This is a genomic window from Agromyces sp. NDB4Y10 (assembly GCF_001620055.1).
In the GTDB taxonomy this organism is placed as follows: domain Bacteria; phylum Actinomycetota; class Actinomycetes; order Actinomycetales; family Microbacteriaceae; genus Agromyces; species Agromyces indicus.
This window is the reverse complement of sequence record NZ_LQGY01000040.1, coordinates 66,569-77,984: the sequence shown is the minus strand read 5'-3', so window position 1 is coordinate 77,984 and position 11,416 is coordinate 66,569. Positions and strand designations below refer to the sequence as shown.

Sequence of the window (11,416 nt, the reverse complement as noted above, 5' to 3'; positions counted from 1 at the left end):
GTCGGGCTAGGATCCGGACATGGCGGATGACGCGGTCCAGCAGGCGCAGCAGGCAGCGGAAGAGGCGGCCCGCGCGGCCGAGGAACTGCAGCGACAGGCTGCCGAAGCCATACGCAGGGCGGAGGAGGCGGCCGGGCTCGCGAAGGCCGCTCTCGAAGCGCAGCAGGGGCCCCCGCCGGCGCCGGACGCACCGGGAGACCCGGCGATCTCCGAGGCCGGCCCGCTCGACGACGCCGCCGTCGAGGCCATCCGCGCCGGCTACGCCTTCGAGGGTCCCGCGCTCGAGATGGGTGCGCTCGTCAACGGGGAGGCTCGGCCCGACGTGCCCGTGCGCATCCCGCTGGCGATGACGAACCGCCACGGGCTCGTCGCCGGCGCGACCGGAACCGGCAAGACCCGCACCCTGCAGGTGCTCGCCGAGCAGCTCTCGGCGAACGGCGTCGCCGTCTTCGCCGCCGACATCAAGGGCGACCTCTCCGGCGTCGCGACCCCCGGCGAGGGCAACGAGAAGCTGCTGAAGCGCACCGCCGGCATCGGGCAGGACTGGACCGCCGCCAGCTTCCCGACCGAGTTCTTCTCGCTCGGCGGCGTCGGCACGGGCGTGCCGATCCGCGCCACCATCTCGGGATTCGGGCCGCTCCTGCTCAGCAAGGTGCTCGGCCTGAACGCGACCCAGGAGTCCAGCCTCGGGCTGGTCTTCCACTACGCCAACAAGAACGGACTCGCGCTCCTCGACCTCGACGACCTGCGCGCCGTGCTCGCCTACCTCGTGAGCGACGAGGGCAAGGCCGAGCTCGAGGGACTCGGCGGCCTGTCGAAGGCGACGGTGGGCGTCATCCTGCGCGAGCTCATCGCGTTCGCCGACCAGGGCGCCGACGTCTTCTTCGGCGAGCCCGAGATCGACACGGCCGAGTTCCTCCGCACGGCACCCGACGGACGCGGCGTCATCAGCATGCTCGAGGTGCCGGGCGTCGCCGACAAGCCCGCCCTCTACTCGACGTTCCTCATGTGGCTGCTCGCCGACCTCTTCCAGGCCCTGCCCGAGGTCGGCGACCTCGACAAGCCCAAGCTCGTGTTCTTCTTCGACGAGGCGCACCTGCTGTTCCGCGACGCGTCGAAGGAGTTCCTCGCCCAGGTCGTCCAGACCGTCCGGCTCATCCGCTCCAAGGGCGTGGGCGTCTTCTTCGTGACCCAGACCCCGAAGGACGTACCCGCCGACGTGCTCGCCCAGCTCGGCTCGCGCGTGCAGCACCAGCTCCGCGCCTTCACGCCCGACGACGCCAAGGCGCTCCGAGCGACCGTGTCGACGTACCCCAGGTCCGGGTACGACCTCGAGGAGACGCTGACGATCCTCGGCACCGGCGAGGCGATCGTCACCGTCATGAACGAGAAGGGCGCGCCGAGCCCGGTGGCCTGGACCCGCCTCCGGGCACCGCAGGCCTCCATGTCGCCGAGTCCGCACGACGCGGTCGAGCGCGCCGTCGCGGCATCCCCGCTCATGGCCCGGTACGGCACTGCGATCGACCGCGAGTCGGCGCACGAGCTCCTCACCAAGCGCATGGCGGATGCCGCGGCCGCCGCCGACGCGGAAGAGGCGGCCCAGGCGCAGGCCAAAGCCGCCGCCGAGTACGAGAAGATGCAGGCCAAGATCCGCGCCGAGGAGGAGAAGGCGCAGAAGAAGGCGCAGGCCGAGTACGACCGGCTGCTCAAGAAGACCTCCGGCACGTCGCGCTCGCGCTCGCCGCAGCGCTCCACACTCGAGCAGGTGCTGGGGTCGAAGTCGACGCAGAAGGTCATCACGCAGGTGCTCACCGGCATCTTCGGCATGGCCAAGCGGCGGTGAGCGGGCCGCCCGTGCCCGGCATCCGTCCGTACCGCTCCGACGACCGGGATGCCGTCGCCGAGATCTGCCTCAGGACGGCGGCGGCCGGCGGCGACGCGAGGGGCGTCTACTCCGACGACGCGCTCATGCCCGAGGTCTACGCGCTGCCGTACGTCGCCTTCGCCCCGGACCTCGCCTTCGTCGCGGTCGACGACGCGGGGCGGGTCGGCGGGTACGTGCTCGGCGTCGCCGACACCGCCGCCTTCATCGACTGGTACGCGCGAGCGTGGGCGCCGGGCTTCCGGGAGCGGCATCCGTCGCCCGGGCCGCCCACCTCGCACCGGCCCGCGTATCGCGAGGCGCAGCTCATCGCCGACGGCGGCGACCCCGAACGGATGCGGATCGCCGAACTCGCGCGGTACCCCGCGCACCTGCACATCGACCTGCTGCCGCACCTGCAGGGCCAGGGCCTCGGACGGCGCCTGATCGACACGTTCCGTGCCGCGCTCGCCGAGCGGGGCGTCCCCGCCCTGCACCTCGGGCTCGACCCGGCGAACGCGGGCGCCCGGGCGTTCTACGAGCGGCTGGGCTTCCACGAGCTGCCGTCGAGCCGGCCCGACGCGCCGCTGCTCGGCATCGCCGCGCGCTGAGCGAGAAGGCCCGACGAGACGGCGGAAACGTCCCCCGAACCGGGGCTCTCGCCGCAGGGGCGCCGGTGGCAGAGTGGCCCTCACGTCGTACCCGAACGACGAGGAGGCCTCATGAACCCGAACGAGACCGCGACCCCACCCGAGGTCGACGGCGGACCCACCCTCTCCCGGCGCACCGTACTGCAGGCCGGCGCGGCGATCGGCGTCGCCGCCCCCATGATCGGCGGTACGACCCTCGGGATCGGCGCATCATCGGCTTCGGCCATCGACGGCATCGATCCCCGCCAGAAGTTCATCCGCCTGATCGGCGGCGGCAACGGCGTCATCTACGCGATCCAGGCCGACGGCCGGCTGCTCTGGTACCGGCACGCGGGCTGGGCGACGGTGAGCTCGTCGTGGGCGAACTCGGGCATCGCGCGTCAGATCGGCACGGGCTGGGCGAGCTTCGTGACGGTCCTCGCCGGTTCGAACGGCACTCTCTTCGGGCTTCGGCCGAACGGCGACCTGATCTGGTACCGGTACGTGGTCAGCGACTGGAACACCGGCGCCGGGTCGTGGGCGGCGAACAGCGGGTCGCGCATCGGCTACGGCTTCACCTCGTTCTCCCGGCTCTTCGGCGGCTACGACGGCGTCATCTGGGGCGTCGCGGGCAACGGCGACCTGCACTACTTCCGCTACAACCGCACCGATGGCACGACCGGCAGCGGTGCCTGGACGAGCCGCGGCAAGGTGGGCAACGGATGGCAGGCGATGAGCGACCTCGTCGGCGACTCCGGCGGCGTGATCTACGCGATGGCGGGAACGCTCAAGTGGTACCGCTACGACGGCACCAAGTGGGCCACGGGCAGCGGCAAGGCGATCGGCAACGGCTGGGCCGAGACGACCCAGAAGACCGCGATCTGCGCGGGATCCGGCGCGCTCTACCGCGTCCAGCTCGACAAGGACGAGGTGCCGAACCTCGACGACAAGCTGCTCGCGTACCGGCTCACGACGTGGACCAACGCCGGAACGCAGGGCGGCGCCTGGTACGCCGGCAGCGGCAAGCAGATCGGCAGCGGCTTCACGGTCGAGGCGACGGCGGCGCTGCAGGGTTACGCGACCACGCTCGACGTCCGGCAGGGCGGCACGGCCTCGGTGGCCGTGTCGACGAGCTTCGCCACGTATCAGGCCTCGGTCGTCCGGGTCGCTCCGGCGGGCGCCTCCCCGGAGACCGTCCGGCAGCCGGTGACGCTGAACGGCGGCATCCGCATCCTGCCCTCGAACTACCGCACCGCCGGCTGCAACTGGCCCGTATCGCTCACGTTCGACGTGCCGGCGGACTGGCCCTCGGGGCTCTACTCGGTGCGACTGCAGGCCGCGGAGGGGCTCACGCGCGACATCCCGTTCACGGTGCGCCCGACGCAGCCGACGGCGCCGATCGCGGTCCTGCTGCCCACGCTGACCTATCGCTCCTACAACCACTGGGGCGGCCACAACCAGTACACCGTCGGGAACGGGTCGAGTCGGCGGACGATGTCCATGCTCACGCCGCACGCGAAGGTCCCCTTCACCCCGCCGGGGATCCGGGACCACCTGTGGTACAGCGACGTGACGCTGCTGCGGTGGATGACGCAGCGCGGCATCTCGTACGACATGTACGAGGACCAGGACCTGCACGAGTCCGCCGATTGGCTGAACGGCTACCAGGCACTCGTCCTGACCACGCACCCGGAGTACTGGACCGAGACCATGCGGTCCAACCTCATCGCCTGGCTCGGAACGGGCGGTCGCCTGCTGTACCTCGGCGGCAACGGCATCTACGAGCGGGTCACGTACGACTCCGCGGCCAAGACCGTCACGTTCCGCCGGGCCGACGGCGCGCGCGACGAGTACCGCCGCATCGGCCTCCCGGAGTCGCAGATCTTCGGCGTCGCCTACGACGGCAACCTCTGGGGCAGCTACGCGCCGTTCAAGGTCACCCGCGATCATCCGCTCTGGGCGGGCACCGGCCTCAAGGTCGGCGACACGTTCGGCTCGAGCGGCCTCAACGGGCCCGCGAGCGGGTGGGAGGTCGACGCCCGCCTCGGGCTGGGCGGCGACGCGACCGCGGCGCAGACCATCGCCGAGGGCCAGCACTCGCGCAAGTCGCACATGGTGTTCATGGAGCGGCCGAACGGCGGGTTCGTGTTCAGCGCCGGCTCGCTCACGTTCGTGCTCGGGCTCGGTTCCGATTCACGGATGTCGCAGCTGCTGAAGAACGTGTTCGATCGTGCGCTCGCCCCGAACGCGAAGCAGCTCGAGTCGCCGCCGGCCGACGCGGTGCCCGAGACGACGACGCCCGCCCCGACCGAGAAGCTGAAGCGCGAGGGCGCGGTCACCGAGGAGACGCCGCCGGCTCCGTGAGTCAGGGGCGATGCAGCCCGAGCCCCTCGAACCAGTACAGGAGGCCCGGGTCGGAGGCCCGCAGCTCGGCGAGGGTGACGGGTTCGTTGCGCAGCGCCTGCTCCACGCCCAGCGCGGGGGCGACGGCGTCCATGGCGTCGTCGTCCCAGAACGTGCCGCGCATGCGGACCAGGCATCGGCCCGCGCGATCGACCACGAAGAGCTGGTGCACGGTCTCGAGCGTGTCGCCGCGGTAGGTGTCGAGCCGCAGCACGCCGGCGACCTCGTCGCGTGCGACGCGCTGGAGCCGGCCGAAGAAGCCGCACTCGACCAGGCCGAGTCGGCTCACCTGGATGCGTGTGCGGCGGTACTGGTGCCACGCGAGCGCCGCGAACCCGGCGAACACGAGCACGCCGGCGATCGCGGCGGCGAGGGCGGCCGGGCCGAGCGGACCCAGCACCCACACGACGGTGACGAACAGCGGCACGGCCATGGCGAGGACGGGCAGTCCGATGCTGCGGGCGAGCGTGGGCCGGGGCCGCAGGATGAGCACCCCGAGGCCCCGGTCCGCGGTCGTCGCGGCACCGGCGGACGAGTCCCCCGCGTCCCCACGCGTCGTGCTCACCGGTGCCGTTGTCATCGTTTCCAATGATCCGACGTTCCCTCATGCGCCGCTATCGGCATTAAGGGGGACCGCTCTCGGAGAGCGCCCTCCGATCGAGTCCCGGGAGCACGTTCGCGCGGCCTCGCTGAACGCGAAACGAGCGCCGCACCCTTCGGGCACGGCGCTCATTTCGTCAGCGGAGGATGGGGGATTCGAACCCCCGAGGGCTTTCACCCAACACGCTTTCCAAGCGTGCGCCATAGGCCACTAGGCGAATCCTCCTGGGACTCCTCACGCACCCGCCAGAGCCCGGTTGCCCTTGCTGCGTTTCCGCCCTGGGGGAGTTGGCCTGGATGGCGCCACGTGAGGAGCCTGAGACAGTCTACCCGAGCCAGCGCCGACCGCGAACCGCGTCGGGCGAGGCCGTGCCGGCCCGGGCCCGTGGCATCCGCTCGCCCGACCTGACTCGCCCGTGATTCCCAGTTCGACGTCTCGGCCGCCCAATAGGCTGGCTCGCGTGGCGCACAGCATCTACATCTGTTCCGCCGAGGGCAACACCGGCAAGTCGACGGTCGCGCTCGGCACGGTCGACACGCTGAGCCGCCGGGCGACGAGGGTCGGCGTGTTCCGGCCGATCGCCCGGTCCACGCAGGAGCGCGACTACGTGCTCGAGCTGCTCCTCGCGCACGACGGCGTGATCGGGCTCGGCTACGACGAGGCCATCGGCGTCACCTACGAGGACGTCCACGCCGACCCCGAGGCGGCGCTCGCCACGATCGTCCGCCGCTTCAAGGCCGTCGAGTCCCGCTGCGACGTCGTGGTCGTGATCGGCTCCGATTACACCGACGTCGGCAGCCCCACCGAGCTGGCCTACAACGCGCGCATCGCCGCGAACCTCGGCGCCCCGGTGCTCCTCGCGGTCGGCGGCCGGGTGCCGCAGGGCCGAGGGGCGAGCGAGCGGCTGGGCTACACCGATTCGCGCACCCCCGAGGAGCTCGCGCAGCTCACCGAGCTGGCGCTCGAGGAGCTCGAGCGGGAGCACGCGACCGTCCTGGGGATCGTCGCGAACCGCGCCGACCCCGACCGGCTCGATGATGTGGTGGCTGCGCTGCGCGCGGCGGTGCGGCGGGCAGCGGAGGCCGCGGCATCCGCCGGTCGTGCGTCGGTCGATGCGGCATCCGTCGCCGTGTGGGCGGTGCCCGAGGACCCGTTCCTCGTCGCGCCGTCGATGCGCAGCATCATGCACGCGCTCCGCGGCGAGCTGTACGCGGGCGACCCGGAGCTGCTCGAGCGCGAGGCGCTCGGCGCCGTGATCGCGGCCATGTCGATGGAGAACGTGCTGACGCGGCTCATCGAGGGCTCGGTCGTGGTCGTCCCGGGCGACCGCAGCGAGGTGCTGCTCGGGGTGCTGACGGCGCACGCGTCGGCGACGTTCCCGTCGATCTCGGGCATCGTGCTGAACGGCGGGTTCCCGATCTCCGAGACGGTGCAGCGGCTGATCGAGGGCCTGAAGTCCGACCTGCCGATCATCCGCACCGAGCTCACGACCTACGACACCGCGCTCGCGATCACCCACACGCGCGGCCGGCTCGCCGCCGAGTCGCAGCGCAAGCGCGACACCGCGCTGGCCCTGTTCGAGAAGCACGTCGACGGGCACGAGCTGCTCGACCGGCTCGACGTGGCCCGCACCGACGTGGTCACGCCGCTCATGTTCGAGTACGGCCTCCTCGCGCGGGCGCGCGAGGCGCGCAAGCACATCGTGCTGCCCGAGGGGTACGACGACCGCGTGCTGCGCGCCGCGGCGACGCTGCTCGCGCGCGACGTCGCCGACCTCACGATCCTCGGCGAGGAGATCGAGATCCGCTCGCGCGCGATCGGCCTGGGCCTCGACATCTCGAAGGCGACCGTGCTGTCGAACCACGACCACGTGCTCGTGTACCGGTTCGCCGACGAGTACCAGCGACGGCGCGCGCACAAGGGCGTCACGCTCGAGCAGGCGCGCGACACCGTGCAGGACGTGTCCTACTTCGGCACGATGATGGTCGAGCTCGGCCTCGCCGACGGCATGGTCTCCGGTGCGATGCACACGACGGCGCACACGATCCGCCCGGCGTTCGAGCTCATCAAGACCCGGCCGGGCGTCGAGGTCGTCTCGAGCGTGTTCCTCATGGCGCTCGCCGACCGCGTGCTGGTGTACGGCGACTGCGCGATCGTGCCCGATCCGACGGCCGAGCAGCTCGCCGACATCGCGATCTCGTCGGCGCAGACGGCGGCCCAGTTCGGCATCGAGCCGCGCGTGGCGATGCTGTCGTACTCGACGGGCGAGTCGGGGTCGGGGGCGGACGTCGACAAGGTGCGGCTCGCGACCGAGCTCGTGCGGCAGCGCGCTCCCGAGCTGCCGGTCGCGGGACCGATCCAGTACGACGCGGCGGCCGATGCGGCGGTGGCGCGCACGAAGATGCCCGAATCGGATGTCGCGGGGCGGGCGACCGTGTTCGTGTTCCCCGACCTCAACACGGGCAACAACACGTACAAGGCGGTGCAGCGCTCGGCCGGCGCGGTGGCGATCGGCCCGGTGCTGCAGGGGCTGCGCAAGCCCGTGAACGACCTGTCGCGGGGCGCGCTCGTGCAGGACATCGTGAACACGGTGGCGATCACGGCGGTCCAGGCGGCCGCGACATGAGCGCCCCCGGTGGTCGAGTAGCCCGCGGAGCGCGCGTACCGAGACCCGGGAGCCCTGCATGAGCATCGTCCTCGTCGTCAACTCCGGCTCATCGTCGCTGAAGTACCAGCTGGTCGACGTCGAGTCGGCCGAGGCGCTCGCGACGGGCCTCGTCGAGCGCATCGGGCGGCCCCCGGGCACCGCCAGGCATACGGATGCCTCGGGCGCGACGTTCCGCGAGGAGCTCGACGTGCCCGACCACGACGCCGCCTTCGCGTGGATGCTGCGGGCGTTCGCCGAACACGGCCCGTCGCTGGAGGAACGTCCCCCCGTGGCCGTCGGCCACCGCGTGGTGCAGGGCGGCGCGCGGTTCTTCGAGCCGACGGTGATCACCGAGCTCGTGAAGATCAACATCGACGAGCTGTCGGTGCTCGCGCCGCTGCACAACCCGGCGAACCTCGCGGGGATCGTCGCCGCCGAGCGTGCCTTCCCGTCGGTGCCGCATGTCGCGGTGTTCGACACGGCGTTCCACCAGACCATGCCGCCCGCGGCGTACACGTACGCGATCGACGCCGAGGTCGCGGCGCGGCACCGGGTCCGGCGGTACGGGTTCCACGGCACGTCCCACCAGTACGTCTCGCGCGCGGCCGCGGCCTTCCTCGGGCGGCCGGTCGAGGACTTGAAGCTCATCGTCCTGCACCTCGGCAACGGGGCGTCGGCGTGCGCGGTCGACGGCGGTCGCTCGGTCGAGACGAGCATGGGGATGACCCCGCTCGAAGGGCTCGTGATGGGCACCCGCTCGGGCGACCTCGACCCGGCGGTGCTCCTGCACCTGCAGCGACGTGCCGGCCTCGACGTCGCCGGCGTCGACGACCTGCTCAACAAGCGCAGCGGCATCCTGGGGCTGGGCGGCCACGGCGACATGCGCGACCTGGTCGCGGCGGCCGAGTCGGGCGACGCGCGCGCCGAGCTCGCGCTCGAGGTGTACTGCCACCGCATCCGCTCGTACGTGGGGGCGTACGCCGCGCAGCTCGGGCGGCTGGACGCGGTCGTCTTCACGGCCGGCGTGGGCGAGAACGCCGCGCCGGTGCGGGCGCGGGCGCTCGCGGGGCTCGAGTGGTTCGGCATCGAGGTCGATGCGGAGCGCAATGCGGCTCGCGGGGGAGCGCGCCGCATCTCGCCGGACGGCGCGCGGGTCGAGGTGCTCGTGGTACCCACCGACGAGGAGCTCGAGATCGCCCGCCAGACCGTCGAGGTCGTCGGCCGCTGACCCGGCCGGCCGGCGGGCGGTCAATTTCACAACAACACTTGTACAAGACTTCTTGTAGATGTAGCCTCGCGGCATGGACGACCGCCGCCCGGACTCGAACCGCATCCAACTGCACGACGCGGGGCCCATGCGCGCGCTCGCGCACCCCGTCCGCCTGCGACTGCTCGGCCTGCTGCGCATCGACGGCCCGGCCACGGTCGGCATGCTCGCGGAGCGCACGGGCGAGGCCGCGGGTTCCATCAGCTACCACGTGTCCACGCTCGCCAAGCACGGCTTCGTCGAGGAGGCGCCCGAGCTCGCGCGCGACCGGCGCGAGCGGTGGTGGCGGTCGGCCCACGAGGTGACGAGCTGGCAGTCGGCGGAGTTCGTCGACGATCCCGACCGCCGCGCGGCATCCGACGCCCTGCGCCGCACCGTGCTCGAGGCCTACCATCGCGAACTGCTGGGCGCGCTCGACGTTGAGGCCGCGCTCGAACCCGAGTGGGTCGCCGCCTCCGACTCGAGCGACGGCGCCGCGCACCTGACGCTCGAGGAGTTCCAGGAGCTCGGGGCCGAGCTCGCCGCGGTGCGCGAGCGCTGGTGGGCGCGCGGTCGCGAGCCGCGCGAGGGAGCGCGTCCGGTGCGCTGGATCACCCACGTCTTCCCGAGGGCCGACGCGTGACCTCCCGAGCGGATGCCGCGCGGCCGGCCACGGCGCCTCGTCGCCGCATCCCGCTGCTCGCGCTCTACGCGGCGCAGCTGTGCTCGCTCGCCGGCAACGCGATCGCCCTCGTCGCCATCCCGATCATCGTGCTGCAGCAGACCGGCTCCCCGCTCGCGGCGGGCGTCGCGGGCATCTTCGCGACCGTGCCGCTCGTGGTCGGCGGCGCGCTCGGCGGCGTGCTCGTCGACCGGTTCGGGTACCGCGCATCGAGCATCGCCGCCGACATCGCGAGCGGCGTGACGGTGCTCGCGATCCCGCTGCTGGATGCCGCGGGGCTGCTCTCGTTCGGCGCGCTGCTCGCGCTCGTCTTCCTCGGCGGGCTGCTCGACGCCCCGGGCGACACGGCGAAGACGGTCCTCATGCCCGATCTCGCCGCCCTGGCCCGGATCCCGCTCGCCCGTGCGGCCGGCGCCCAGTCGGCGGTGCAGCGCACGGCGACCATGGTCGGGGCCGGCGTGGCCGGGGCGCTCGTCGCGCTCGCGGGGCCGATGACCGCGCTGGTGGCGGATGCCGCCGGCTTCGCCGTGTCCGCCCTGCTCGTCGCGCTCCTCGTGCCGCGGCCGGCGGCGCTCCGCGGCGACCGAGTCCTCGAGCCTGACGAGGCGGCCGAGACCGCGGGCTCGAGCGTGCAGGCGTTCATCGCCGGCATCCGCTTCGTCTGGCGCACCCCGCTCGCGCGCGGGGTCGTGCTGCTCGTCACGCTGACCAACGCGATCGACGCGGCCGGGATGACCGTGCTGAAGCCCGTGTACGCGTCGCAGGTGCTCGGCGACCCGGCGGTGCTCGGGTTCATGGTCGGCTGCTTCGCCGCGGGCGCCCTCACCGGCTCGGCGCTGTTCGGCATCATCGGCCACCGCGCGTCGGGACGGACGATGTTCGCGATCTGCTTCGTGCTCGCCGGCGCGCCGCCCTATGCCGCGATGGCGCTCGGGGCACCCGTCGAGGTGCTGTTCCCGGTGCTCACGGCGTCGGGCCTCGCGGCCGGCGCCATCAACCCGATGATCGCGACGGCGCTGTACTCGGTGGTGCCCGACGGCATGCGCGCACGGGTCTTCGGCGCGCTCACGGCGGGCGTGGCGGCGTCGATGCCGGTGGGCGCGCTCCTCGCGGGCGTCACGGTGGAGGCGTTCGGCCTGGGCGGCGTGCTCGCGGGCGCGGCCGTGCTCTACGCGGTGCTCGGGGCGAGCCCGCTGCTGCTGCGATCGTTCGACGGGCTGTCGAGTGCCGGGCGCGCGGCATCCGTCGTCGATCGTGACGACGAGGCTGAGGCCGGGGCGGCAGCGGATGCCCCGCGGTCGGCGGCCGAGGCGGTGCGCTGACCGGTCGCCCCGCGGGGTGCGGCGC

General features: G+C 72.6%; 8 protein-coding genes, 1 tRNA gene and 1 other RNA gene. 7 read left to right on the top strand and 3 right to left on the bottom strand.

Features of this window, described 5'->3' with window-relative positions; all coding sequences use genetic code 11:
* The first annotated feature begins 19 nt into the window (after positions 1–19).
* From AVP42_RS10780 to AVP42_RS10770, 3 genes are all read left to right on the top strand, one after another.
* The gene (locus tag AVP42_RS10780; RefSeq protein WP_067948875.1) at positions 20–1,843 is read left to right on the top strand and encodes a helicase HerA-like domain-containing protein; all 1,824 of its coding nucleotides are present in this window, start codon (positions 20–22) and stop codon (positions 1,841–1,843) included.
* An 11-nt stretch (positions 1,844–1,854) separates the two neighbouring features.
* Complete coding sequence (locus tag AVP42_RS10775) at positions 1,855–2,472, top strand: GNAT family N-acetyltransferase (protein WP_082847184.1); 618 nt, start codon at positions 1,855–1,857, stop codon at positions 2,470–2,472.
* A 111-nt stretch (positions 2,473–2,583) separates the two neighbouring features.
* Positions 2,584–4,854, top strand: a complete 2,271-nt coding sequence (locus AVP42_RS10770) for a N,N-dimethylformamidase beta subunit family domain-containing protein (RefSeq protein ID WP_067948871.1) — start codon at positions 2,584–2,586, stop codon at positions 4,852–4,854.
* Between the two features lies 1 nt (position 4,855).
* Here the strand turns inward: AVP42_RS10770 and AVP42_RS10765 are convergent, their stop codons facing one another.
* The 3 genes from AVP42_RS10765 to ffs all read right to left on the bottom strand — a co-directional run bounded on the left by AVP42_RS10765 (position 4,856) and on the right by ffs (position 5,813).
* On the bottom strand, positions 4,856–5,458 hold the full coding sequence (locus AVP42_RS10765; RefSeq protein WP_067948869.1) for a hypothetical protein: 603 nt from the start codon (positions 5,456–5,458) through the stop codon (positions 4,856–4,858).
* Positions 5,459–5,634: 176 nt separating this feature from the next.
* Positions 5,635–5,719 (bottom strand) — tRNA-Ser (locus AVP42_RS10760).
* Positions 5,717–5,813, bottom strand: an RNA gene (gene ffs, locus AVP42_RS10755) — signal recognition particle sRNA small type. Before ffs ends, AVP42_RS10760 begins: the two co-directional genes overlap by 3 nt.
* Positions 5,814–5,954: 141 nt before the next feature.
* Between ffs and pta the strand changes: the two genes are divergently transcribed.
* The 4 genes from pta to AVP42_RS10735 all read left to right on the top strand — a co-directional run bounded on the left by pta (position 5,955) and on the right by AVP42_RS10735 (position 11,391).
* Positions 5,955–8,120 carry a phosphate acetyltransferase gene (gene pta, locus AVP42_RS10750; RefSeq protein WP_067948867.1) on the top strand — a complete coding sequence of 722 codons (2,166 nt, stop codon included), beginning with the start codon at positions 5,955–5,957 and terminating at the stop codon, positions 8,118–8,120.
* Positions 8,121–8,178: 58 nt separating this feature from the next.
* Positions 8,179–9,369 carry an acetate/propionate family kinase gene (locus AVP42_RS10745; protein WP_067948865.1) on the top strand — a complete coding sequence of 397 codons (1,191 nt, stop codon included), beginning with the start codon at positions 8,179–8,181 and terminating at the stop codon, positions 9,367–9,369.
* 73 nt (positions 9,370–9,442) lie between these two features.
* Positions 9,443–10,030 (top strand): helix-turn-helix domain-containing protein, encoded by a 588-nt coding sequence (locus AVP42_RS10740; RefSeq protein ID WP_067948863.1) that lies wholly within the window; start codon positions 9,443–9,445, stop codon positions 10,028–10,030.
* Entirely contained in the window at positions 10,027–11,391 is a 1,365-nt protein-coding gene (locus AVP42_RS10735) for an MFS transporter (RefSeq protein WP_067948861.1), read from the top strand. The genes AVP42_RS10740 and AVP42_RS10735 overlap by 4 nt, the downstream gene beginning before the upstream one ends.
* Positions 11,392–11,416: the final 25 nt, after the last annotated feature.